Genomic DNA, 26570 nt, shown 5'->3' on the forward strand with positions numbered 1-26570 from the left:
TGATTTAACCAATTTGCTCTGGAAGATAATTGCTATCGGCAAGATCACTGAATCGTGTGAAATCAGATTGAAAGGCAAGGGGCACGATTCCTGTCGGCCCATGGCGCTGTTTTGCAATAATAACATCAGCTTTTCCAAAAGCTTTGTCCATTATTTCTTGCCATTTTGTATGTTCCAAGCTACCTAACTTTGGTTCTTCATTTTTGAGATAATATTCTTCGCGATAGACAAAAAGAACGATGTCGGCATCTTGCTCAATNATAATATTCTTCGCGATAGACAAAAAGAACGATGTCGGCATCTTGCTCAATTGAACCAGATTCACGTAAATCTGAGAGCTGTGGACGTTTATCTGTTCTATTTTCTACTTGACGTGAAAGTTGAGAGAGAGCGATAATAGGAATATTCAATTCTTTCGCTAATGCTTTTAATCCTGTGGTAATTTCTGTGATCTCTTGGACACGATTTTCTGATGAACGCTTTGAACTGCTTGTCATGAGTTGGATATAGTCAATAAACAAGATATCTAAACCATGTTGCCGCTTGAGACGCCGCGCACGAGCAGCTAATTGCGTAATTGATATTCCCCCAGTTTGATCAATATAAAGTGGTGCCTTTTGTAGTTGGTTCACCGCACGAATAATTTTTGAAAATTGTTCATCTGAAATATTACCACGCCGAATATCAGAAGAAGAGACTTCTGTTTGTTCAGAAATAATACGTGTTGCAAGCTGTTCGGATGACATCTCAAGTGAGAAGAATCCCACAATGCCGCCTTCATTTTCTTGGATATTGGCATTACGATTATAAGCATTAGCAATATTAAAGGCAATATTGGTAGCCAGTGAGGTTTTACCCATACCAGGGCGCCCCGCAAGGATAATTAAGTCAGATGCTTGTAATCCTCCCATTTTTTCATCAAGTGTTTTAATATGGGTGGCTATCCCTGATAATTGTGAAGAGCGCTTTTTCGCAGCACTTGCCATATCGATAGCTTTTTTAATAGCCTCATTAAAATTTTCAAATCCACCTCCATATTTCCCTTTTTCTGCTAGCTCAAATAACTGATTTTCAACAGTTTCAATTTGTTGGGTAGGCGTGAGTTCTACAGGAGCATCAAAGGCTGTATTGACAACTTGAGTTCCAAGGTTAATCAAAGACCGTCGGATAAAAAGATCGTAAATGACGCGTCCATAATCTTCAGCGTTAATAATAGTGACTGCCTCTGTGGCTAAGCGAACAACATATTGGTATACAGTAATATCTCCAATTTTTTCTTCCATTTGGATATAGGGCTTGATTGTAACTGGATCTACACGTTTTCCTGTTTTAATAAGGTGAGATAAAACATGATAAATTTTTTGATGCAATGGTTCAAAAAAATGTTCTGGTTTTAGAAAATCTGAAACGCGGTCAAGAGAATCATTGTTGATAAAGATGGCACCAAGCAATGCCTGTTCAGCTTCAATATTATGCGGAAGTTGCCGAAAAGAAGGAGAATCCTCTTTCTTTGAAGAGCTGACATTAACAACGTTAGTTTCTTCCATAATATTTTTCCACTAAAATTCTAAGTCTAGCTACTTTAGGCGATAAATTGAAAATCGTATAATTAAAAGAATAGAGCGACAAATCTTCATTTTAAGTTAAAATTATATAATTTTTTAAAACTCTCTTTTCGTTCCTCATTTATCATTTGTGTATTATTTATATAACGTCTATCTATTTTATTTTATAATATGTGATTTTAAAGTGGAAGTTTTGCTACTCTAAATTTAAGTATTTTTAAGTTACTTAACCTTAAAATTCCAATATCTGTGTAAGTAGAATTATTTTTTTATAACTGAAATTATTTCAGATCATGTGAGGATATAATCAACTTAACGCTCATACAAACTTTAGCCTTAAGGGTAGGACTTTAAATTATTTTTGCTTTATATGCTGGAAGACAAAAGACATTTCCTCTTAGTGATATTATCATTCTCGGCATATAATGCCTTTAAATAATATATTTCTAATTCTTTCATAAAAATTAGATTATTTATGTACGATAGCCATAAAATACTCACTTTTAAAGTGTGAGTATTTTATGAACAATATTTAAAATGGAATAAAAAATATAAAACACAAAGAAAAAATAGCAATTAAGCTTCTTGATGAGAACTGTTTATATCGTTGTCATTAATTTCTTCTGCCAATAATTCTTCCTGACTTTCTTCTAATAATTCTTCTTGAATATTATATATTTCTTTAGCCGAAGTGAGAGTTTCACCTTCTGCTTGGCGTTGTGCTTCACTGGTAGAACGCGCAACGTTAATAATCACAGAAATTTGAACCTCTGGATGTAAGCTAAGAGTGATAGTGTGAAGACCGATCATTTTTATTGGATGATTAAGTTCGATTTGATTTCTTCCAATAGAAAAGCCTTCATCTGTTATGATTTCAGCAATATCACGTGTTGACACAGAACCATAAAGTTGTCCCGTTTCACCAGCAGAACGAACAACAATGAATGATTGTCCATCAAGTTTTTCAGCAATTTTTTGCGCTTCACTTTTGCGTTCAAGATTACGTGCTTCAAGTTGTGCACGTTGTACCTCAAAATGTTTTTTATTAGCTTCATTTGCGCGTAAAGCTTTACCTTGAGGCAAGAGAAAATTACGCGCATAACCATCTTTAACTGAGACAATATCACCCATCTGACCAAGACGAGGAATGCGCTCAAGTAAAATAATATCCATAGTTTTTCCTTTCGAACAAATAAATTTAGTGGAGTTTTTTGCGTGATTGAAAATTGTATTGAATAGCAGCCCAAATTCCCATCAAAAGCATCATGAAAACAATAGGTGGAGTAAAAACGATTGTAAAAATAGCAATATAAACAAGAGAAAGTATAATAATTCGACCGTTTACCCCTTTTGTAATATTGTGAAGATATGCTAGACCGCTAATTAATATGATGACAATGTATGCAGTGCTAAAGACACGGGTACTCAAGTTAAGAGAAGCGCTCAGCTCAATCATCGATGCTATGCAAACAATAATGAAAATAATAATTCCAGAAATTGGAAGGCGGAGAGTTTGGCTCCAATCATCACGGGGTCTTTTCAGCCATTTCATATGTTGTGCTGCTATCATGGAAAAGTAAAGGTTACCAATGAGAAAAACCAAACTATAAATAGTCAAAGAAAAAGCAGTAAAAGTTGCTGTATGCGTCATTAAAAGCTCACTAAAAGCGCGTATATCGGCTTCTTTTATTGACTGTGATTGTTGCAGAGTTTGTGCTATGTTTTCGGTGATTTTTTTTGCAATGACGGGTGTGGATGGACGGGTTTGAACATAGAGCCCAATGAAAGTTGCTATAAGAGCGATAAAATTAGTTAAATGAAAAATAACCGATGATAATGGATACCATATCAGTTCGTTTTCTTTTTGCGCTGGTCGTGCAAGCCCAAGAAGCCAAGAAGCATAGACAGCAGGAAGGAAAAATAAGAACATAGAGCCAAGAGCAATATAGGTATTAGTGGTTATGATAAGAACAACAGTGGCACTTATGAGGGCGATGAGACTGGCTAATGTTCCTTGACCGAACGCAACAATAAAAATTGGCAATGAAAGAAAGCAGCCAAGAAGAAGAGAAAAAAAGGGCGCGATATTTGCAACACTGATGATTGCCATTCCTATCACAACAGCAAATAATCCTGCCAAAATACCGGTTAATATCTCATAAGTACGATTTTTTTTCATTTATTGCTGTCCTGCTTTCTGCAGTTAGAGGCGTGTCAATACCCCAACTTTGACATTTAATAGCTTAACATAGGATACAACAAGCTATTTTTAACCATATAAGAAAAGCAACTGGAGAAACTCTCCAGTTGCATAACATATTGATCGCTTACTTTATAACGTACGGAAGTAAACCTAAAAAGCGAGCACGTTTGATAGCATTAGCTAATTCACGCTGTTTTTTCTGACTAACAGCAGTAATCCGTGAAGGAACAATTTTCCCACGTTCGGAAATATAACGTTGTAACAACTTGATGTCTTTATAATCAATTTTGGGAGCACTGGTCCCTGAAAAAGGACATGTTTTACGACGACGATGAAAGGGGCGACGTGCAGAGTTTTGATTAGTATCAGTCATCATTCTACCTCTTCTATAGCATTTTCACGTTGACGACGTGGAAAACGAGGACGCTCTTCATCGTGTCCAATGTGACTATTGCGATCAAGGTGTGAGAGCATAGCAGATTTTTCTTTTTCGTGTTTTTCTACGCGAATGGTCATATAACGCAAAATATCCTCATTGATGCGCATCTGACGCTCCACTTCAGCAATTGCTGAAGCTGGTGCATCAATATTGACCAAGACATAATAAGCTTTACGGTTTTTACGAATACGGTAAGCAAGAGGACGAAGTCCCCAATTTTCTATACGCCCAACTTTTCCACCATGCGCTTCAATGACACCTTTGTAGAGACTCAAAAGTTCATCAACTTGCTGCGGTGCGATGTCTTGTCGGGCAAGGAACATATGTTCATAAAGAGCCATTGTTTTGCCTTTCTTCAATTAAATTTCACCGGCTTTAGCGCAAAGCCTCTGCGACTTGTCTTTTTTGGAAATCCAAAGAAGAAAGGACGCGTTTACAATTCGAGACATCTCAGAGCGGAGACACGGGAGGCCGGAAACATTGTATTTCCTACTGATATTTTACAGCCCTCCGTTCAACCTCCAGCTAAAGTGCCGGCAACGAACATTTCACATTTACAGGTTATCTTTTAAAATAGCAAGTTTATGCACATAAAAAAATTGATTTGTTAAATCTTGATATATTTCCTTCTTCTACAAAAAGATAATACTGTAATATAAAGGTAAAGGAGGGAAAAATGGACTTTTTAAACCAGATTGATGTTACACTCTTTGAAATGTTTGTCGGCAATCATCACGCTTGGTCGATTGTAGTTTTTTTTAGTATTTTTTGTGCAAAGTTTTTAATTTATATTATTCCTCTCCATCTTTGTGCGTTGTGGTTTTGTGGTGGGGAGAGGGAACGATGTGTCGTGCTAAGCATTTGCATGAGTATTTGTGCGGCTCTTTTCATAGGTTATCTCATTTCTCTTTTTTATTTTCATCCTCGCCCATTCGTGGTAGGGCTGACGACACCGCTTATTCAACATCGTGCGACAGCTTCTTTTCCTAGTAATCATGCCTTGACCATTGCATCTTATGCAGCTAACTTTTATTTTTACCGATACAAAGTTGCTTTTAAATTTGCTTCGGTATTTTTATGTTTGATCTGTTGGGCGCGCATCTTTGTGGGTGTACATTATCCCTTTGATATTTTAGCAGGTGCAATTTTAGGAAGTCTCATAAGTTTGGGTGTTATTCAGTTTATAGCACCCTATTTCCCTAAGTTTTTATATCAAATTCCGCCCTTAAAATATAATTTTAAGTGTGGTATTCGTTTTAAATAAAGGGCTTTATCTTGATTTGTGCGGATGAATAAGGTCAAAAGAAAATAATTTAATTGTACAGTTTTAGGAGTTGATAAATGGGTGCAGCTTTTATTTTTCCAGGGCAGGGGAGTCAACTTGTTGGTATGGGGAAGGCGCTTACAGAGCAATTTATTGCCGCACGGATGGTTTTCGAGGAAGTTGATGATGCTTTGGGTGAGAAATTATCAAAGATCATTTTTGAAGGACCAGCAGATGTTTTAACGTTAACAGCAAATGCACAACCGGCATTAATGGCTGTATCTATGGCTGTCATTCGTGTGATGAAACAATTAGGGCTTCGTATAGAAGAAAAGGTAAGATTTGTTGCTGGTCATTCTTTAGGCGAATACTCGGCTCTTTGTGCTGCTGGTACATTTACTCTCACAGATACGGCAAGACTTTTGCGTATTCGTGGCAATGCTATGCAGGCTGCTGTCGCGGTTGGTGAAGGTTCTATGGCAGCATTAATTGGTTTAGAAGAGCACATTGTGGAAGAAATTTGCGAAACTGTTTCTGGAGAAGGATTATGTCAGATTGCTAATGATAATGGTGGTGGGCAAATTGTTATTTCCGGTAAAGCAAAAGCAGTTGAGGCAGCGGTAGAGATTGCATCAACAAAAGGTGCAAAACGTGCACTTCTTCTTCCTGTTTCTGCACCTTTTCATTCATCTTTAATGCAACCTGCTGCTGATGCCATGAAGAAAGCACTTTTGACTGTTAACAAAATGTCCCCTATTGTTCCTTTGATTGCCAATGTTTCTGTTGCACCTGAGAGCAATCCAGAGCGTATTACTACTCTTCTTGTCCAACAAGTGACTGGGAGGGTGCGATGGCGTGAAACAATAGAATGGATCGCTGCTAATGGAGTTGATACGCTTTTTGAAGTTGGTTCTGGAAAAGTATTAACAGGTTTAACGCGTCGTATTAACAAAGATATAAAGGGGGTAACCATTGGAACAGTTGATGAAATAGAATCAGCGCTAGGTATGCTCGGCGTTTAATCTATAAGGAGTTAAAAGATGTTTAGATTAACAGGACGTAAAGCTCTTGTAACGGGGGCTTCGGGAGGAATTGGTGAGGCAATTGCACGCTGCTTTCATGCACAAGGAGCCATTGTTGGACTTCATGGAACACGCGAAGAAAAGCTTAGAGAAGTGGCGGCAGAATTAGGGCAGAATATTTTTGTATTTCCCGCTAATCTTTCTGAACGCCAATCGATTAAACAATTGGCTGAAGTTGCAGAAAGAGAAATGGATGGTGTCGATATTTTGGTTAACAATGCGGGAATCACTAGGGATGGTCTTTTTGTGCGTATGCAAGATAAAGACTGGGATGATGTTTTAGAAGTTAACCTAACAGCTGCTTCTCTTTTGACGCGTGAATTAATACATTCTATGATGCGCCGCCGTTATGGAAGGATTATTAACATTACATCTGTTGTTGGTGTTGTGGGAAACCCTGGACAAACGAATTATTGTGCTGCAAAAGCAGGCTTGATAGGTTTTTCTAAAGCATTGGCACAAGAAATTGCTTCGCGAAACATCACTGTCAATTGTATTGCTCCAGGATTTATTAAATCCGCAATGACAGACAAGCTTAATGAAAAGCAAAAAGAAGCCATTATGGCTGCGATTCCGATGAAGCGTATGGGAAGTGGGCAAGAAATAGCCGCTGCTGCTGTTTATTTAGCAAGCGATGAAGCAGCCTATACGACAGGTCAAACACTCCATATCAATGGTGGAATGGCAATGATTTGAGTATTTATTTTATTCCACATTGATTTATGAGTTGTATTATTTTAGATAGTAACGATTGAAATGGATAGATGCATCTATTTCTTTAATATGGTCGTTGATCAATTGATGTCGGAATGTCAGATTGGTTCATTTTGTAGGGGATATCCACAGGATGTTTTAAATCATTACTAAAATCTTTTAAAGTAATGCATCTATTGCTTGATTAGATGAACCGATATAGTTAACCAAATTATAGGAAAATATAAATTCGAGGATTTCAACATGAGTGATACAGTAGAGCGCGTTAAGAAAATTATCGTGGAACATCTTGGGGTTAATGCTGATAAAGTTGTAGAAAATGCAAGCTTTATCGATGATCTAGGGGCTGATAGCCTTGATACGGTTGAACTCGTTATGGCTTTTGAAGAAGAGTTTGGGGTAGAAATTCCAGATGAAGCTGCTGAAACGATTTTCACAGTTGGCGATGCAGTCAAGTTCATTGATAAAGCTTCTGCGTGATTACTAAAGGGCAAAGGCATGAATTGCTTTTGCCTATATTCTTCGGAGCTCTTTTGAAAAGAGAGCTTTGAGAGGTGAAGTTTAGTTCAAGGTTAGAAGTTATGAGACGTGTTGTTGTTACTGGTTTAGGGTTGGTATCTCCATTAGCTGGTAATACTGAATATAGTTGGAAACGACTTCTTGAAGGAAGAAGTGGTGTCCGACGTATCACAGAGTTTGATGTGTCAGATTTGCCATGCCAGATTGCTGCGCGTATCCCCTTAGGGGATGGAACAGAGGGGACTTATAATGCTGATTTGTATATGGAACCTAAAGAGCAACGTAAAGTTGATGCATTTATTGTTTATGCAATGGCTGCTGCTAACCAAGCGCTTGCAGATGCCGAATGGTTTCCTAAGAGTGATGAAGATCAGATTTGTACAGGTGTGTTAATTGGTTCGGGAATTGGGGGAGTTGAGGGTATTGTTGAAGCTGGTTATACGCTTCGTGATAAGGGCCCACGTCGTGTTTCTCCTTTTTTTATTCCAGGTCGTTTGATTAATCTTGCTTCTGGTTATGTGTCTATTCAATATGGTTTACGGGGGCCTAATCATTCTGTTGTAACGGCTTGTTCAACAGGGGCGCATGCGATTGGTGATGCGGCACGTTTGATTATGTTTGGTGATGCAGATGTCATGGTGGCAGGGGGGGCTGAATCTCCGATAAATCGGATATCTCTTGCAGGTTTTGCAGCTTGTAGAGCTCTTTCTACTTGTCGCAATGATGATCCTGAACGGGCGTCACGTCCTTATGATACTGATCGTGATGGTTTTGTGATGGGGGAAGGAGCAGCAGTTGTTGTTTTAGAAGAGCTGGAACATGCCAAAAAACGAGGAGCGCGTATTTATGCTGAGGTTATTGGCTATGGTTTATCTGGTGACGCTTACCACATTACAGCGCCTTCAGAAAGTGGTGAAGGGGCTCAGCGTAGTATGATAGCTGCTCTTAAGCGTGCACAAGTGAATGTGAGTGAACTTGATTATATTAATGCTCATGGTACATCTACGATGGCTGATTCCATAGAGCTAGCGGCTGTTGAGCGTGTTTTAGGGAGTTATGCACCACAAGTTTCTATGTCATCAACGAAATCATCTATCGGGCATTTACTTGGTGCAGCCGGTGCTGCTGAGGCTATTTTTTCTATTTTAGCTATACGGGATAATATAGCCCCAGCGACACTTAATCTTGACAATCCATCGATTGAAACGAAAATCGATCTTGTACCACACAAACCGCGTGAACGAAAGATTGATACGATTCTTTCTAATTCTTTTGGATTTGGTGGGACAAATGCATCGTTGGTGATGCGACGTTTTAGGGGATAATAAGTATTTTTATTTAATTTTTGCTTTTGAGTTTTCTATTTTATTATAAGGTGAATGAGAAATTATAATATTATCCTTAATCGCTATTGAGGGGTTATGTCCGATGTGAAAAATGGAAATCATTAAAGGACGTAAGTGATTCCTCTTCGAATCATTTAGCAGATAGTTATGACATGTTAATACATAAAAAACGAAAGAAATCATCTATCGTCCGTAATCCGTTGGTCATTCTCGGTCATTTTTTTCTTATGCTGATTGTGATTATTCTTTTTGCCATAAGTATTCCTCTTTATATTGGAAAAAGTATTTTTGAAGAAAAGGGAAAAATTGAGGAAGAACAAATTGTTCTTATCCATCCTGGTACCGGAATTCGTGAAATTGCTTCATTGCTAGAAAAACGTGGTTTCATTCGATCATCAGATATTTTTGTTTATGGGGTTGGTTATCACCAAAAAACAACGCATCTGAAGGCTGGTGAATATTTAATTCCAGCTCATGCTTCGATGCAGGATATTATGGATATTCTTGTGAAAGGAAAATCTATAGAGTATACATTTACAGTACCTGAAGGTTTAACGGTTCAGCAAGTTTTCGATCGATTAGCTGCGAATGAAATTTTGATTGGAGACCTTCCAAAAATTTTGCCTCCAGAAGGTTATTTAATGACGGATACTGTTCGTTTTATTCGGGGAACAACGCGTAAAGAGATTGTAAACAGGTTGCGTGAAGGACAGACAAAATTAATTCATGCTATATGGGCTACGCGTTCACCTGATTTACCCATTAAATCAATTGATGAATTTGTTATATTAGCCTCAATTGTTGAGAAAGAAACGGGAATTGCAGCAGAAAGACCAATGGTTGCTGCGGTATTTTATAACCGCCTTACAAAGCATATGCGTCTTCAATCGGATCCAACAGTAATTTATGGTCTCTTCGGAGGAAAAGGAAAACCATCCGGTCGTGCAATTTATCGTTCAGATCTTGAGAAGGAAACACCATATAATACTTATAAAATTAATGGTTTGCCCCCAACGGCTATTGCAAATCCAGGTCGGGATTCTTTAAAAGCGGTGGCACATCCACCAAGCAGTGATGCACTTTATTTTGTTGCTGATGGTTCAGGAGGGCATGTTTTTTCTCGAACTTTAGAGGAACATAATATGAATGTTCGCAAGTGGCGAGAATTAAAGGCAAAACATTGAATTTATAGTGATAACACATCTTTTTGCATCGTAAATGAGAATCCCAAATATAGTAAAATTTTTCTATTTAAACTTTTTATGAGAATGATAAAAAATCATTTTCTTGTCTGTCACAAGTGGGATTGGCGTATGGATAAAAATATTTAAGAAAGAAGTGAATATACTGCTAATACCTTATCTCAAAAAAGAGCAAAATAACATTGAGAATTGCTAAGAAAACACATTGATTAGGGGAGAGGTTGAGATAATGTATAATTCAAATTTTGGAGAAACATTTATGAACAAAGTAGAGTGATGTAATGACAGTCTTTGAAAGTAAATTGAGTGCTATAAAAATAAATCAACGCCGCGGTTTTTTATTTATTCTCTCTTCACCTTCAGGTGCTGGTAAATCAACAATTTCTCGATTACTTCTAAAAGATGGACAATTAGAGCTTTCCGTAAGTATGACCACAAGGAAAAGGCGTCCTAGTGAAGTAGATGGGCTACATTATCACTTTATTTCAAAGGAAGAGTTTGAATATAAGCGTGATAGAGATGAATTTATTGAATGGGCAGAAGTTCACGGAAATTATTATGGCACTTTGCGTGAAACTGTTGAAAACGCATTGAATGCTGGCCATGATATGTTATTTGATATTGATTATCAAGGTACCGAGCAGCTGCAAAAAAAGATGCTAGGAGACACTGTATCTGTTTTTATCCTTCCACCATCAATGAAAGAGCTTGTTTCGCGTTTACATCGTCGAGCAGAAGATAGTCAAGATATCATCAATTTGCGATTGGAAAATGCACGAACGGAGTTAAAGCATTGGCGTTCTTATGATTATGTTGTGATTAACAAAGATTTAGATCAGTCTTTATCTTTTATTAAATCAATTTATTTAGCTGAAACCGTAAAACGTGAGCGTTGTTCTTATCTTGGCTCTTTTGTTGATGGGCTTATTGCTGAAAAAATCGATAAATGTTGTGATTAAAAAAGGTTTCATAACACAAAGTGTATTTTTTAGAGCACTAGATGCGCTAGAGTTACAAATTCAGAAACCGAGAGCGTTTCAGCACGGCGCATTCCATCAATTCCAGCTTTTTCTAATAGCACTTCACCTCCAAGTGTTTTGAGATTTTGACGAAGCATTTTTCGTCTTTGCCCAAAGGCGGTTTTTGTGACGAGGCTTAGTTTTTGTGCAGAGCAGGCAAGAGGTTGTGTTCGTGGAATAATATGAACAACGGAAGATGTTACTTTAGGTATTGGTATGAAGGCTTGAGGGGGTACATCGAAAGCAATTTTAGCAGTAGTACGCCAGCCAGTTAAGACACTAAGACGCCCATAATGAGTAGATTGAGGTTTAGCTGTAATCCGTTTGGCAACTTCACGTTGAAACATCAATGTCATTGATTCATAAAAAGGAGGCCATGGTTCAGTCAAAAGCCAATTTAATAAGAGTTTTGTCCCAATATTATAGGGAAGATTTGCAATAATACGAGGTTTTTCTGGGCTTGTTTCAAAGAGTTTTGAGAAGTCTTGCTTTAGTGCATCATTACAAATAACTTTTAATTTTTTAGGATAGTGTTTTTCTATTTCTAAGAGAGCCGGTATGCAGCGCTCATCGCGTTCTATTGCTGTTACAATGGCACCCTTTGCTAGCAAGGCACGTGTGAGACCTCCAGGACCAGGACCAATTTCAAGAACAGGTTTTCCTTCTATATTGCCTGCTTGATGAGCAATTTTAGATGTTAAATTAAGATCAAAAAGAAAATTCTGCCCCAAAGATTTATGCGCTTGTAATCCATATATATCAATGACCTCACGCAGAGGAGGGAGATTATCTATTGGCATGGTATTAAACTATTTTTTGCAAGTTGATTTGCAAGTTTAAGAGCAGCAATAAAGCTTTCGGGAGAGGCTATCCCTTTATCAGCAATGTCAAAAGCAGTTCCGTGATCTGGAGACGTGCGAATAAAAGGTAGACCTAACGTGACATTAACAGTGCTGTCAAAGTCTAGTGTCTTAACAGGGATAAGGGCTTGATCATGATACATACAAATGGCAACGTCATATGCCTTTCTTGCACATTCATGGAACATTGTGTCGGCAGGTAGCGGGCCTGCAATATTGAGTCCTTTCTTTTTAAGATATTCAATAGCAGGAGTGATAACTTCAATATCTTCTTTGCCCATTGCACCTCCTTCTCCAGCATGAGGATTAAGACCAGCAACAGCTAGTCGGGGTGACGTTATTTTAAACCGTGTTTTTAAGTCACATTCAGTAATAAGTACCGTTTGAATAATTAAATCACGGGTAAGCTGTGAAGGAACATTTTTAAATGGAATATGAACAGTTATTGGTACTGTTTTTAATCGAGGTCCTGCTAACATCATAACTGGATGATAGTATTTATGAAAAGCTTTATGGGCTAAATCAGCTAAAAATTCTGTATGACCTGGAAATTGAAAACCGGCATCATAAAGATTCTTTTTTGCAATAGGACAAGTGATAAGTGCACATGCATGGCCATTTTGAATCAATTGAACACAGCGTTTAATTGCTTCAATAATTCCAGCGGCATTATTCGATGAAGGTATACCTAATTGATCACTTTGTTTGTTTTTTAACGGTATGATAGGAAGAGCGTTTTGAAAATTTTTTGCAGGATTATTGCTTAAAACAGATTGCACCTCAACATCAATCTGTAAAAAACGAGCGCGCGAACGAATAACATCTGGATCAGCAAGAAGTACAAAAGGTGGAATTTGGCGCGTAACACGCAAATTCCACGCTTTTAATACTATTTCAGGACCAATACCGGCAGGATCACCACCACTAACAATAAGAGCAGCCATTATGAATTTTGAATGCGTGCCACTCGCCGCAGTTCTCCTAAATATTTGTCGCTTAATTCTTCAAGTTTTTGCGGGCTTCTTTTTTTACTATCTTGAAGAGAAAATATCAGTCGAGCGACATAATCATCAGAAACTCTTTTTATTTTGCAGACAGCAATTGCTTCAATTCCATCAGATGTTTCTTGTAATTTTGTCATTTTTCCAGCAGGCGTTTCAAGAATAGCTTGTTCCCATGCATTAGGAAGTTGTGGCTCCAGAAACTTTCCTAAGTGGCGGATAGTAACGTCTAAAATACCTCTTGCTTGATTGTGAGCATTGGCACATCCACGGAAATGTGCGCGAAAATTACTTGCTTCTCTTTGACGTCTTTCAAAGATCTCTGAACGACGATGTGCAGGAATGACAAAAACAATTCGCTGTAATGTATATTCGTTGGTTGAAGGTTTTACACCACCATTTTTTAATATTCTGCGTACAGCTTCTTGTTCGCTAATCATACCTGTTTCAGCTTGATAGCGTGCGCTAACAAGACGCCCCCATCCTATTTGTCCACGGATGTAATCTTTAAAGTGTTGCACTGTGATCTCAGTTTGGATCAGAATCTGGTTGAGCTGATCAATCGTCATATTATTTTGTGTCGCAAAATTCTCAAAAGCTCTATCAACTTCATCATTGCTTACTTCAATATTAAGACGTTTTATTTCAATATTTTTTAGCTTTTCGTCAATAAGCTCTTTTTTAGCCTGTGCCACCAAATTGCCTTGCTTTTGTTGTAATCTGAGAAAAGCAAGGCGTCTTTGTATATCATAATTTGTGATGGGGTTGCCATTAACTGTAACAACAATAGAAGTCTGCGCAAAGACTGTCGGAATCAAAAATCCATTTATTAACAGGCTACTTACGCTCAAAGACGCAATATAAAATAAAGCAAGAAAACGCTTTTTCAATTTATTCATGTAAATAGGCTTTCGCATTGTTTATTAATTCTCATCAACAACTTAAAATACACGCTTTCTTTCATAAAAACAATGATAAGTTAAATGACTGATACATTCCCTTTATAAATTAATCTATCTTTTTTCCGATATCTGCAATCGTACGCAATGAAAGAGAGAAATTAAAGTTTTGCAAGGGTGCTTTCCTGCCTGGATTCGTTACCTGTTGATAACCGAATGTTAACCCGAAACATTCATCCATATAACTCAAGCTAATTCCTCGCTTTATAAATGTACCAGATACTAAATCATAACCGGCGTTGCTATTAATGGACCAATAATCTGCCAATTTAAGTCCTGTTTGAAAAGAAATTTCTTGGCGCTCTTGAGAATATTCATAATCTGGTTGCTTTGCGATATAGGCATATTGTAGAGCTGCCCAAAAATTTTGCCATTTTTGTGATGCTTCGATTTCACTACGGCGGATTTTTCCTGTTTTTTTGTCAAAGCGTCCACGCGTTTCTAAGGAAAAACCACTTTTATGGGTTGTACCAAACATTGCAACATAGTCTGAACGTTTTGCCTCTAAGCTAGAATGAGTACCGACATTGATAAAGTCCTTTTCTGCAAAAGAATTCTTTCCTGCTAGATGAAAGGATTGTCCAATGAGACCATAAAGAGACCAATTATCATTAAGGCTTCCAGAATATCTTATACCTATATTGGCTCTTGTACCGCCTTCTACACGATCATAACCAGAAAATTTGTCTCGTTGAAAGAGAGTGGTTGCATCAAAGACAAAGCTTTGAGCATCTTCATTAGGAATTTGTCCAATATATTGTTCATTATTGCGTATAAAAATTTGTGCAGTTGGTTCTATAATATGTGTAGAATGATCGGCTGTAATGAGGAAGGGATAGCGTAGTTCCAACCCTGCTGTTGCCATGCCACGAATTGCTGAACCATGAATTGCGGATAAGGCATTGTTTTCTATAGAATCTGTGTGATTTTCTCTTGCATTGGTTGTAATGATATCAGCTCGTAGAGAGAGAAGAGGGGTTAAGATGAGTCCGTTGTGCGTGTTGAAGCGCTTTTTCCACTGAAGCTCGTTTGTTAAACGCAAACTATTTCCAGCCATACCAGAAAGTTTTACTGTGTTGAGAGGGTTTCCGTTCTGGTCGGGTGAACTGAAGTCAGCATGGCGACGATAAACTGATTGCATATTACTATGGAAGGTAAGCTCTCCATTATAAATGGGTTCATCTGGTGTGAAAAAATAATCGATGTGTGGTAAGACCCACGCTTGCCGAGAGTGACGTTCATAATGAGGATCATTCAATATTGAATCTTGAACTTTAAAATGATAAAAACGCATATCAAAATAATTTTTTCCTGCAAGACCATTCAGATAGATCTGAGAAAGTTGTGTAGGATTGTTATAGTTTTCAAGTTTATAGGCACGACTAAAATGCCGATCTGATTGTGCAAGAATATCCCATCCATAAGTCCAGTGTGAATTAATACGAAAATCCCCCTTTGTCGCCAGCATATAACGGTTTTTATGTTGGGCATCAATCGTATCATTATCAAATCTATGCGGTTTCATTTGATATATATGAGCAAAGCGAATGTTATAACGTCCCGTTTTTAAACGCTGACGCCATTCCCCTTCGGTTAAAAGCCCTTGTTGGGTATAAACCGTAGAAGAAAGGGTAAAATCATAATGGGGGGCGAGATTCCAGAAATAAGAATTCTTTATCCCCATACCGAGATAATCAGTATAAAAAAAATGAGGAGTAAGCAGACCGCTAGCACGCCTAACAGTTGGATCATAGATCTCAAAATTTGGAAATTTTATAATCGGTACACCAAAAACTTCAAAACTGCTATTTTCAAACCGAATTTTTTTGATGCTATTATTCCATATGATCTTTCTTGCTTTAATTTTCCATAGGACGTCTCGATCTGGTTTATAAGAGCAAGGTTCACAGGCTGTATAGGTTGCATTTTCAAAGACTGTTATGTGGTTGTGTTTGCGTGTAGCATTTTGGGCTGAAAAGTGAACATTGTTGGCTGTATCAATACGTAAGGCGTTTACAAAACCCTCGCCAAGATCTTTGGTCATATCAATTTGGTTGGAATAAATTTTATTACCATCCTTTTGAGTAATTTCAACGTTCCCTTGTGCTATAAGCCGTCCTGTTTTTTGATTGTAAATAATTTTTTGAGCGACAACTTTATTGCCATCATATTCGATTTGAACATTACCGTGTGCAGAAACAGTGTTTTCATCACGATTGTAGATGAGTTCATCCGCAGAGAGCAAAAGAGGAGGTTCCGGATTTTGAATGCGACTTTGAGAAGGAGATAGAAGGCTTTGAGCGTGCGCACAATAAGACAAAGCACTTCCTAAAATAACCCCTATAACACTTTTAAAAGCGAGAGCACTTAATTTTGTTAAAATAGTTTTTTTAAGTGTTAATGCTTTCACTTAGCCATCCTCTTTATGAAGTAAAAAAGAGATTCCTAAGAATAACGCAATAACAACGGGTGTCCAAGCTGCAATAATTGGTGGAATATATCCAGCATTACCAAAAGCTTGAACAAGTACGGAAATAACATAAAGCATAAACCCAGCTATTACGCCACCAAGAATCAACATTCTAGATTGCCCAAAACGTGTAAAATTTAAAGATACAGTTGCTGCAATGAGGGTCATTGCCACAAGCAATGCCGGTAATGCAATCAAAGATTGAAAATACATATCAAAATTATTAGCAGAATAGCCAAATGAACGTGCAATCATAATTTTTTTTGGCAATTGGTAAAATGGAATAGTTGCGGGATTCACTAAACGTTCCGTTAAAAATTCAGGTTTTAGATTGGTTTTTATTTGCAACACGGTAAATTTTTCAGGAGGATGCCCTATTTTATAGATTGTTCCATTTGTTAATAGCCAAAATCCATTAGTCAAGGTTGCTTTTGGGGCGTTAATCCAATTTTTGACGGTTGCGTTGTCATTGTATTGTACAAAGGTTGCATCGAGAAGAGAAAGTCCTTGATCGGTGATAGATTTGGCGCCAATGGTTGTTCTGCCTAAATTTGTACGTTGTGTTAACCAGTGGATACTTGTATTGTGAAGAGGTGTTGGTACATTGTGATTGCGCCATTCAGTCATCTTTTTTTCTGCTTGAGAAAATCCCCATGCAGCAAGTGGATTAATGAGAAGAATTGAAAATAATCCCAAAAGAAAAGCTCCAAAACAAGCTGGCATAAGAAATTGCCATGCAGAAACACCGATTGAACGAGTCACTACAAGTTCAAGTTTTTTGTTGAGCGAGATAAGCGTTGCCATTGCAGAAAAGAGTGCAATGAAAGGGATAAGTTGTTGCATGATAAAAGGGATGCGTAAAGCAGAGAGGAAAAATGCATCTTTTGCTGTATAATGCGGAAGGGAAGATAGCCTACCGGAATTCTCTGTGAAATCGATTAAAAGAGCAAGAACAAAAATGCTTCCCCAGAAATAACAAGTTATTTTAAGATACCGTATAAAAAAATATCGTCCAAGTGTCCACCCAATCATGATATTTTATCCGAGGAATCTTGAGATTTTCGCTGTTCAAATTTGTTCATTATTTTTTGAAAAGCGATTTGAAGTATCTCATTAACTTTTGTGGGAAGCCCAATTTTATGATTCGTTAAAAGCATAAAAAAGACAAATGCACTTGTTCCTATGGGTATAATATAAAGGAGAGGAACGTATGCAAGATCGCTTTTTGATTTTTCTGCGAAAAAATATCCTATCCAATACACCAGAAAAGAAAGGGCAATTGCCGAGAGATTTGCGGAATGACGAGCTTGTCGATGGGAGCGTACATCCCCTGCCGCTGCTAATGCAATAAGTGAAAAAACAATAGGGTAGAGCCATTGTGTTAATCTACGGTGAAATTCAGCTTTATATTGGAGTGGTTTTCGTTGATAGTAGGGATCTTTTGGGTCAGGGTTTTGTAAATAAGAAAGAGACCGATCTTTTGGATAAAGAGTAGGTGTTTTATCACTGGGGATAAACTCTCCTAGGCTAAAAGTATATGAGCTAAATTGCACGATTGAAACACTGTTATTTTGATGATTGACTCTTTCTATTTCACCGTTATTGAGAACCAGAAAACTGCCGTTTTTATTGCTCACAATGGATGCGTCTGTTGCATAATAAAAAAGATCAGTCTTAGGATCACGCTGGTCGGCAATGAAAAGGCGTTCAAGTGTTCCGTTTGGATTTCGTTCGCCAATTTCTATGTAAAGGTTATTGGCGAGTTTTTGAAAGCTCCCTTCACTAATGAATAGATTAATAAGATCAAAATGAGCGCTTGCTAGCATTTGTCGCATATGAAGACGCGCTTGAGGAACAACAAAATTAGCTATAGAAAAGGAGATACAGGATGCAACAATAGCAAGAAGAAGGATAGGTTTCCAAACAGTACTTTTAGGAAAACCAGAGGCATTGATGACAGCAAATTCTGAGTCTTGATGCATTGCTGAGAGGATGGTTGTAACTGCGATCACTAATGCAAATGGAATGACAAGAAAAATAACAGAAGGAACCAATGAAAGTGAAAATTGTAAGACTGTGAGGAGTGTTTGTTTACTTGTTGTGAGAAAGTTTATCCGTGCAAGAATTTGTATAGTCCAACTAACGCCCACTGCTGCAATCATGACAGAACTAAACAAAACAAGGACACGTTTCAGGATGTAGAACTCAATAATACGCATAAATTGGGGAAAATCCTCAGTCTTTAATTCGATAGCAAATATTTTTACTGCTTTCGGTTAAAATGTAATAAAGTTTGAAAAAATATCCTTTCATGAATTGGATATTTTTACCAAATAAATAATATCAAATTGCCTATGAGGTCCTCTTTAAATTTTCCGTACATTATATTTTATTTTCAACTATAGTCTACAAAGAATCTAGAAAATAACTTAAAAAACTTTTTTATTAACGTTGAAAATAAAAATTATTGTCTTTTAAAGACACGTGCAAAAAGATGATGCATCTCCATTAAAAAAGAGGGTTTATATCTTGAACCGTTTCCTTTGTATTAGAGATATAGAAGTTTTTTTTAAAAAGATGTTAGCTTTTTTATAAAGAATGATGAAGGCTTAAGAGATTGGATATTTTATTCTATCATTTGACGAAGTCAACGCTGAAGGATATTTTGCCGACGCTTGTGGAGCGTGCATTGGCTCGTTTTGGTAAAGTAACAATACAATGTGTGAGTAAAGAACAACGCGATTCTATAGATATACATTTATGGGTTTATGCTGATGAATCATTTATTGGACATGGAACGGAGTGTGATCAATATTCAAACTTTCAGCCTGTATTTCTGACGACAGGACAAGAAAATCCGAATGATTCAAAGGTTCGTTTTCTCATAGAGGGAGCTGTTTGTTCGGATATTGATGCTTATCAACGGCTTGTCGTGATATTTGATGGTAGAAGTGAAGAGCAGTTGAATCTCGTTCGTGCACAGTGGAAAAAATATAAAATGGAAAATCATAATTTAACGTATTGGCAACAGACTGAAGATCGTCGCTGGGAAAAACAGGTTTAATGCGTCTCGTATCTATTGCTCTGATTTTTATAGGATTGCTGGGAATAGTAAATCCAGCACTTTTTATTACGGAAGGTTCAGGGGGAGGGCGTTGGGTTTTTATTGTGATTTTTCTTTTAGGCATGCTAAAGATATGGCCTATAATTAAAAAAACGAAACGCCATGATGATGATTATTGATCGAATTTTGCTTATTTTATGGGCTGTGATGTTGTCCTTCTTTTGCGTGTCGTGGTTGGGGACAACGCATATCTTATCAAAAATGTTTGCTGTTGCTTATATGAGTAATATTGCAGATTTTTTATTTTTCTTTTTGAGTGCATTTTTTGCGGGAATATTGTGGTGGAAAATACCTCAACCCCTGTCTTTAAAAACAAAACTGGCAGCATTTTTGCCGCCAGTCCTTATTTTATTCTTCGTTATTATATTTTAGTTGGATATTTCATCATCTGTAAATCCGACGAAGCAAATCAGTGAAATAAAAGAAGCAAGAAGCAAATAATAACCGATATAAGATGTATCGAAATGTTGCACCAGATATTCTGCAATATAAGGCGCGAGAGATGCTCCTATGATAGCAGATAAATTGAAAGTGATAGAAGAACCGGTATATCGGATTGCTGTTGGGTATGGTGAAGCCAAAACAGCACCAAGAGGACTGTATATCATTCCCATGAGAGACAAACCAATAACAGACATTGCAAGGACTCCTATAACTCCAGAATTTAAGAAATAAGGAATTGCGAAAGAATAAATACCGGTGATGATCGTAATCCAAATCATCAAAGTTCTACGTCTAATACGGTCAGCGAGTTTTCCAGTGATGACAGTAAAAATCCCACAAAAAATAGCACCAACAATTTCGATTTGAAGAGCTTGATGAAATGGCAATTGCAGATGGTTTGTTGAATAGCTTAACAAATATGTAGTAACCAAGTAAAACAAAACAAAAGTTGCCATACCAGAAAATACTCCAAGAAATAGGATTCGTGGACATTTTAAAAAGACATCTATGATAGGAACTTTGACATGTTCTTTACTTTCAAGAGTTTTTTTGAATTGAACAGTTTCATTAATTGAAAGACGGACCCATAATCCTATAATCATAAAAACAACTGAAGCAATAAAAGGAATACGCCATCCCCAAGCTAAAAGTTCCGCACGATCAAGGAAATGCAACAGAGCTAAATAAACAGCAATAGATAAAAACAAACCTATTGAAACGCCTAATTGGGGGAACATCGCATACCAGCCGCGCTTTTCTGGAGGGGCATTTTCTGTTGCGAGTAAAACAGCGCCTCCCCATTCTCCTCCTAATCCCATTCCCTGTCCAATACGGCACAAGGTTAAGAGGAAAGGGGCAAACCACCCTGCTATTTCATAAGTAGGAAGAAAACCAATAATGACTGTTGAAAGACCCATTGTGAGAAGAGAAGCAATAAGTGTTGCTTTTCTTCCAATTTTATCCCCAAAATGTCCAAAAACAACTGATCCAAAAGGGCGGGCAAAAAAGGCTGCTCCAAATATGAGGAAAGATTGTAAAATGGCAGTCTGATCATTTTGTGTTGGAAAAAACACATGAGGAAATATAAGAGCTGCGGCAGTGCCAAAGACATAGAAATCGAAGAATTCAATTGTTGGTCCAATAAGGCTTGCAAATAAAATTCGACGAGGGGAGTTTCTGTTGCTTGTAGCTTTCATTTCTGAGTTTATAGACATGAATAGAATGTCCCTTTCAGTATATGACAAATCAAATAACGAGTTAACTGACTATAAGTATAGAAATTTCAAATCAGTGTCGAGTCAATATTATGACACTTCGTTATATATTAGAACAATGATTATGGACTGATGAGTATGAATAAGTGCTCTAGATATTATCCAAAATGAATAAAATAAAGACGCTGCTTTAAATGCTGTAGAAGATGGCAATAGGTGGCTATAAACGCAGCTCTCATTCACATTGCTGTTTCCTTTAAAGTTTAATGCCATTTTTATCTATTAAGGGATCAATTTTATTCGTAGATCAGTATTTAGTGTCTCAAAATATTAAAAATATTTTTTATGGATGCAATTGCAACACTTTTAAAGTGTATCTAAAATAAATTAAATCTTTTAGTTGTGTATGTATTTTAAAACACAAGGTGTATATTTCGTCTATCAGAGCTTAATCCATCGTATGCTTTGCTATCTTAAAAGACATGAGGTTGAGCAATTACGTTGTGTTGTTTTTGTCTATGCACTTTTTTCTAAATGGGGGAATTTAAATTTGAAATTATGGAGTGTGAATAATGCACCGCAAAATGAAATTAAGTTTTTATGCATTAATGACCAGTGTTTTTTTTGTCAAGATTGCGAGTGCAGATGGAGTAGCTACACCAAGAGAAAAGTTATTAACACCAGTAAGTATCAGTGAACATCTAGAAGAGACAAGAAAGTTGTTATCGGAAGTAAGGGGATTAAAAGAAAAAAAGGGGGGATCAAAAAGGATAGAGAATAAACAGAGAGCAGAAGGAAGTAATCCTTCAGAAGAGGGGAGGAAGAGATTAGAAAACCTATTCTTTGAAGTACTCACAAATTCAATAATTTATGATGATATTGCCGTTTATATTACTGACCGTGATTCTGAGGACTCTGGTAAAAAAGTAAATAGCTTTAATTATGAAGACGCTGGATATTCTATCAATAATACGGTTCAGGAGGGTGGAAAACTTTACATTGATGCAGCAAGTGTTAGCAGGGATACGACAATTGAGCATGGTGGGATTGAGTTTGTCCAAAACTTGAGCATTTCAGAATATGCCGCTGTTAAAAAAGGGGGTAAACAAATTGTTGAGAGTGGTGCAAATGCAGAAGGTACTAAAATTTATGGTGGCGAGCAGATTATTTTTGGTAAGGGAAGTCTTGGATCTGGTTTGTTGCGTAAAGATAAGGCAAGTAGTGCTTATAACACCGAAATTTATGCTGAAGATGGAATACTAGGACTACAAAGTGTCTATAGTGGGGGGATGGCTGTTGACACAAAGATTATGAGAGGCGGTGTCCAGAATCTTGATGGTGAAGAGAATTTTCATAACGGCTTCTCAGAAGATGCTGATACAGCCGATACAGAAGATGAAGATTTTACAATTAATGAGGGGGCTTTTGCACTGAGTAGCGAACTTTTTAAAAATGGTATGCAGAATATCTTTGCAGGAGGGAATGCGAGTGAAGTTACTTTATACGATAGAGCTATTCAGAATATATATGATTCTGGATATGCGGATAATCTAACTATTAATCATCAAGCAAGGTCATGGGGTTTTGCTGGTGCGATATTAGGTGAAAATACAAATGTTCATGATTTTGGTAGTCTTTATCTTTATGCTGGGAATGGTGAAGCTGTTACGGAAGTAGAAAATCTTAATTTAAATGGAGAAGATAGCAAACTATACATTATTGCGTCTGAAGATAACGGCAAAAAACCTGAGATTAATGTTAAGAATTTAAAAGGAAGTGGCAGAGTTATTTTTACGTCTTTAGGGACGAATAAGCTCTATTCTCAACTTAATATTGATGATCTTTCAGGTTCTTTACATTTCGATTTTAATGTCAATTTTGCCAAGCAGCTTAGTGATTATCTTGTGATTAAAAAAAGGGGCTCTGGTTCTCACACAATAAGTGTGGCTGATTCTGGGCGTGAAATTACAAATTCTTCTTACAAAAAGCTTAAATTAATTACTGATCGCAGCGGAAATGCCCATTTTACTCTGACAAACACTTTTGGTGAAAAAATCGGAACTATTGATGCCGGAACCTATCGGTACAGTTTGAAACATAGAAACAATAAGGGTACTGGTAAAGTTTGGTACTTAGATGCAAACCACACCATTGATGAGACAACTTCTCAAGTTTTTGATAGTGTATTGAAACCATATACTGGTTCATCAAGTGATTTACTTACAGAACTCACAATTGATCAAGGAACAACTGTTTCTATTGCAGATCCTAGCTTTGACACGAGTAGCAAGGAAGTTGATAGCAATGGAGAAACTTCAATTAGTAATACAGTTAAAGATGGTGGAAAGCTTTCCGTTTATAGCGGTGGTTTTAGCTTGTATACGACAATTCAAAGAGGTGGCACTGAGCTTATTAAAACACAGGGTCTTTCACAGGATACTATTGTTCATAAAGGTGGGCAACAAAAGGTTGAAGATGGGGGAAAAGCTGAAGGGGCTAAAATTTACGGTGGTGAGCAGTTTGTTTCAGGAAAGTCTGATATCAAAGGTGAGATGGTAAGAAGCAGTGCCTATGACACTATCGTTTCTGGTAAAAATGGAGTGCTAGGATACCAGAATGTGTACGATGATGGAGAGGTTTTTAACACAAAGATCATGGAAGGAGGGATACAAAATCTTTATGTAGAAGAGGATCTAAACGATTATAGCAGTTTTGCATTTGATACGAAGGTCTTTTCTGGTGGAGAGCAACACATTTTAGCGGGGGGAATCGCGATTGGCGTTCTTTTACAAGGGAATGCTTTCCAAGCAATAGATTTAGGAGGCTATGTAAAGGATTTAATAATTAGAGATCAAGCACAATCGTGGTTACATTTTGGTGCAACATTAGAAGGAAGCACTATGATTCATGATTCTGGACGGATTTATCTTTATGCTGGTGCTGAGCGATCTCGTACTGAAGTAGAAAAAATTGTCTTAAATGGCAGAGATACAAAATTGTACGCGATTGCCTCTAATATAGATGGTGAAAGTTCTTTGATTGAGAATCTGAGTGGGAATGGTCGTGTTATTTTTACTTCTACCGTGTTTAATCCACATTACTCTAAACTTGAGATCAATGATCTTTCAGGGAGTTTACATTTTAGGTTGCATACTAATTTTGCAGAACAGCGCGGTGATTATCTTCTGATAAAACAAGGATCAGGTAATCACACCATAAGTGTTATCGATTCTGGTGTTGAAATGACCAATTCTCCTCTACAAGATCAGAATTTAGTTTTGGAGCTTGATTTAATTCATGTTCAAAGCGGAAATGCGCATTTTACTCTGACAGATTTTTCTGGTGAAGAGACGAGTACGATTGATGGTGGAGCCTACATATATGGCTTAAAGACAAAAGATGATAATGGGGGAAAGACTTGGTCTTTGGCTACATCACAAATAACTTCTGCTCCTGTAATTCCTTCACCTCATGTGGAGTCGCCTATAGATAAGCTTCCTGAAAAAGAAGAAAATATGACATCGTCAAAAGATTTTAGTATCTCTGATGTAATTCATTACAGCATTGGGGAAGGAGGAGGAATTCTACAAAGCTCTTTGCTCGGTGATGATAACGTAGTTTATGTCTCTGATGATGGAGAGCAAGGTGTTCTTAAGAAGTCTATTAATAATACAATTCAGGGATCAGGAAGACTTTATGTTGAAGCTGGTGGTTTCAGTAAAAATACAACAATTGAAAATGGTGGTTCAGAGATTGTAGGGGAACAGGGGATCTCAGAATTTACGATTATTTACGAGGGTGGAAAACAAAGAGTGGAGGGAGGAGGAACCGCATTGAGAGCTGAAATTTATGGTGGGGAGCAGCTTGTTTTCGGAAATGGTTATGTAAATGGTGGAATTGTGGGGAGCAGTGCTTATAACACGACACTTTATGGTCAAGGTGATACGCCGGGACAGCAGAATGTATATGATGATGGGATGGCTGTGGGAACAAAAGTGATGAGTGGAGGAGTACAAACTCTTGCTAAGTGGTTTCCTAATGATGATAACTTTGCAGAAAAAGCCGGCGGTTTAGCTGTAAATGCTGAAATCTTTTCAGAGGGTGTGCAGCGTGTTTTAGCAGGAGGTGAAGCAAATACAGTCATTTTACGCACTGGTGGTGTTCAAGAAGTCTATGCAGGTGGAATTGTAAAGAATCTAACGATTGAAGGTAATGCTAATTCATGGATTTCTCCTGGTGCAATATTAGGAGGAGAAATAAAAGTTCAGGATTTTGGTGGGCTCCATCTTGATGCTGGAGACGATGGTCAACAAACTATAGTAGAAAACATTGAATTAAATGGAGAAGACGCTCAATTATACTCCGTTGCTCGTGGGTTTGACGACAAAAGTACACGCATTCAGCAGTTAAGCGGTGTAGGAAAAGTCATTTTTACCTCTTTTGAAGATGATTTATATTACTCTCAGCTTTACATTGATAATCTAGCAGGGAGTCTACATTTTAACTTTAATGTTAGCCTTGCAGAAGAAAAAGGTGATTACCTCTTTATTGAGAATGGGAGTGGTTTTCATACAATAAGTGTCGTAGATTCTGGTATTGAAATTGTTGATCCTTCTTCAGCAGGACTTGATTTAATTTTTGATCAAAGTGGTGGCGCACATTTTACCCTGAGAAGCTTTTCTGGTGCAAATGTTAAAACTATTGATGGCGGAACCTATACGTATGGTTTAAAACAGAGAATTGATGAGGATGGGGGTGAAAAAGTTTGGTATTTATCTGCAGTATTTATTGATAATGTTTCATTTCTCAACAGTTTACCACGTAGTAGAAGCAGATCTGTGCGGCATTTAAATCAAAATCAATCAGTTTCTTCTCTTTCAACGATTGCAGCATCACAAGAGCATGCTATTAAATTGCCACGTCGAAGAAAAAACCGCCAAAACTTGAGTCAAAGATCTCCAGCTTTTGTTTCTCCAACTGTTTCCTCTCTTGGAAGTCACGTTATTGAAGTCTCAGGTCCAGCGAGTTCTCATCCTCTTTCTGCTGAAGAGCAACAAACTGCTATTTCAGAATCTTCTCACTCTTTAGCCGATCAGATGATTGTGCGTCCAGTTCATAAAGAACAACCTTCTCCACAATTGAGTG

General features: G+C 37.4%; 21 protein-coding genes and 2 pseudogenes. 11 read left to right on the plus strand and 12 right to left on the minus strand.

The window, feature by feature from the left end; all coding sequences use genetic code 11:
* Positions 1-4: 4 nt before the first annotated feature.
* The 5 genes and pseudogenes from ACFILN_RS02045 to rpsF form a co-directional block, all read right to left on the minus strand.
* A pseudogene (locus tag ACFILN_RS02045) lies at positions 5-1547 on the minus strand (replicative DNA helicase).
* A 594-nt stretch (positions 1548-2141) separates the two neighbouring features.
* Positions 2142-2738, minus strand: coding sequence for a 50S ribosomal protein L9 (gene rplI, locus ACFILN_RS02050; RefSeq protein ID WP_273791080.1), 597 nt, complete (start codon positions 2736-2738; stop codon positions 2142-2144).
* Between the two features lie 25 nt (positions 2739-2763).
* Entirely contained in the window at positions 2764-3744 is a 981-nt protein-coding gene (locus ACFILN_RS02055; RefSeq protein ID WP_375630761.1) for a hypothetical protein, read from the minus strand.
* 148 nt (positions 3745-3892) lie between these two features.
* Positions 3893-4141 (minus strand): 30S ribosomal protein S18, encoded by a 249-nt coding sequence (gene rpsR / locus ACFILN_RS02060; protein WP_375659956.1) that lies wholly within the window; start codon positions 4139-4141, stop codon positions 3893-3895.
* Complete coding sequence (gene rpsF, locus ACFILN_RS02065; protein ID WP_273791078.1) at positions 4141-4548, minus strand: 30S ribosomal protein S6; 408 nt, start codon at positions 4546-4548, stop codon at positions 4141-4143. The genes rpsR and rpsF overlap by 1 nt, the downstream gene beginning before the upstream one ends.
* Positions 4549-4883: 335 nt before the next feature.
* Between rpsF and ACFILN_RS02070 the strand changes: the two genes are divergently transcribed.
* From ACFILN_RS02070 to gmk, 7 genes and pseudogenes are all read left to right on the plus strand, one after another.
* The gene (locus ACFILN_RS02070) at positions 4884-5471 is read left to right on the plus strand and encodes an undecaprenyl-diphosphatase (protein ID WP_375625018.1); all 588 of its coding nucleotides are present in this window, start codon (positions 4884-4886) and stop codon (positions 5469-5471) included.
* A gap of 77 nt (positions 5472-5548) precedes the next feature.
* Positions 5549-6493, plus strand: a complete 945-nt coding sequence (gene fabD, locus ACFILN_RS02075; RefSeq protein ID WP_273791076.1) for an ACP S-malonyltransferase — start codon at positions 5549-5551, stop codon at positions 6491-6493.
* A gap of 18 nt (positions 6494-6511) precedes the next feature.
* Positions 6512-7249, plus strand: a complete 738-nt coding sequence (gene fabG, locus ACFILN_RS02080; RefSeq protein ID WP_375670753.1) for a 3-oxoacyl-[acyl-carrier-protein] reductase — start codon at positions 6512-6514, stop codon at positions 7247-7249.
* 261 nt (positions 7250-7510) lie between these two features.
* Positions 7511-7747, plus strand: coding sequence for an acyl carrier protein (locus ACFILN_RS02085; protein ID WP_004860281.1), 237 nt, complete (start codon positions 7511-7513; stop codon positions 7745-7747).
* A 101-nt stretch (positions 7748-7848) separates the two neighbouring features.
* Positions 7849-9111 (plus strand): beta-ketoacyl-ACP synthase II, encoded by a 1263-nt coding sequence (gene fabF / locus ACFILN_RS02090; protein ID WP_375637388.1) that lies wholly within the window; start codon positions 7849-7851, stop codon positions 9109-9111.
* 96 nt (positions 9112-9207) lie between these two features.
* Positions 9208-10316: pseudogene (mltG, locus tag ACFILN_RS02095) on the plus strand (endolytic transglycosylase MltG).
* A 299-nt stretch (positions 10317-10615) separates the two neighbouring features.
* Complete coding sequence (gmk, locus tag ACFILN_RS02100; RefSeq protein WP_375657717.1) at positions 10616-11293, plus strand: guanylate kinase; 678 nt, start codon at positions 10616-10618, stop codon at positions 11291-11293.
* Positions 11294-11322: 29 nt separating this feature from the next.
* Here the strand turns inward: gmk and rsmA are convergent, their stop codons facing one another.
* The 6 genes from rsmA to lptF all read right to left on the minus strand — a co-directional run bounded on the left by rsmA (position 11323) and on the right by lptF (position 18862).
* Complete coding sequence (rsmA, locus tag ACFILN_RS02105; RefSeq protein ID WP_375630755.1) at positions 11323-12153, minus strand: 16S rRNA (adenine(1518)-N(6)/adenine(1519)-N(6))-dimethyltransferase RsmA; 831 nt, start codon at positions 12151-12153, stop codon at positions 11323-11325.
* Positions 12144-13157 carry a 4-hydroxythreonine-4-phosphate dehydrogenase PdxA gene (gene pdxA / locus ACFILN_RS02110; protein ID WP_273791070.1) on the minus strand — a complete coding sequence of 338 codons (1014 nt, stop codon included), beginning with the start codon at positions 13155-13157 and terminating at the stop codon, positions 12144-12146. The genes rsmA and pdxA overlap by 10 nt, the downstream gene beginning before the upstream one ends.
* A complete protein-coding gene (locus ACFILN_RS02115; protein ID WP_375612927.1) occupies positions 13157-14113 on the minus strand; it encodes a SurA N-terminal domain-containing protein in 957 nt (318 codons plus the stop codon). Before ACFILN_RS02115 ends, pdxA begins: the two co-directional genes overlap by 1 nt.
* Before the next feature lie 109 nt (positions 14114-14222).
* Positions 14223-16583, minus strand: a complete 2361-nt coding sequence (locus tag ACFILN_RS02120; protein WP_375637387.1) for an LPS-assembly protein LptD — start codon at positions 16581-16583, stop codon at positions 14223-14225.
* Positions 16584-17675: an LPS export ABC transporter permease LptG gene (gene lptG / locus ACFILN_RS02125; RefSeq protein ID WP_375670755.1), complete on the minus strand. Its 1092-nt coding sequence runs from the start codon at positions 17673-17675 to the stop codon at positions 16584-16586.
* Complete coding sequence (gene lptF, locus ACFILN_RS02130; RefSeq protein WP_273791066.1) at positions 17672-18862, minus strand: LPS export ABC transporter permease LptF; 1191 nt, start codon at positions 18860-18862, stop codon at positions 17672-17674. Before lptF ends, lptG begins: the two co-directional genes overlap by 4 nt.
* 398 nt (positions 18863-19260) lie before the next feature.
* Here lptF and ACFILN_RS02135 point away from each other — a divergent pair, with 398 nt between their 5' ends.
* Genes ACFILN_RS02135 through ACFILN_RS02145 form a run of 3 tightly spaced genes read left to right on the plus strand, consistent with a single transcriptional unit; the run spans position 19261 to position 20139 of the window.
* A complete protein-coding gene (locus tag ACFILN_RS02135; protein WP_375654387.1) occupies positions 19261-19707 on the plus strand; it encodes a DNA polymerase III subunit chi in 447 nt (148 codons plus the stop codon).
* Positions 19707-19886 (plus strand): hypothetical protein, encoded by a 180-nt coding sequence (locus ACFILN_RS02140; RefSeq protein ID WP_375630745.1) that lies wholly within the window; start codon positions 19707-19709, stop codon positions 19884-19886. Before ACFILN_RS02135 ends, ACFILN_RS02140 begins: the two co-directional genes overlap by 1 nt.
* The gene (locus tag ACFILN_RS02145; RefSeq protein ID WP_375663411.1) at positions 19876-20139 is read left to right on the plus strand and encodes a hypothetical protein; all 264 of its coding nucleotides are present in this window, start codon (positions 19876-19878) and stop codon (positions 20137-20139) included. Before ACFILN_RS02140 ends, ACFILN_RS02145 begins: the two co-directional genes overlap by 11 nt.
* Here ACFILN_RS02145 and ACFILN_RS02150 read toward each other — a convergent pair.
* A complete protein-coding gene (locus ACFILN_RS02150) occupies positions 20136-21425 on the minus strand; it encodes an MFS transporter (RefSeq protein WP_273791063.1) in 1290 nt (429 codons plus the stop codon). The genes ACFILN_RS02145 and ACFILN_RS02150 overlap by 4 nt on opposite strands.
* 572 nt (positions 21426-21997) lie before the next feature.
* Between ACFILN_RS02150 and ACFILN_RS02155 the strand changes: the two genes are divergently transcribed.
* On the plus strand, positions 21998-26570 hold a 4573-nt coding region (locus ACFILN_RS02155; RefSeq protein WP_375670757.1), incomplete at its 3' end, for a pertactin-like passenger domain-containing protein.

It is taken from the genome of Bartonella sp. CL434QHHD (assembly GCF_042195145.1).
GTDB lineage: Bacteria > Pseudomonadota > Alphaproteobacteria > Rhizobiales > Rhizobiaceae > Bartonella.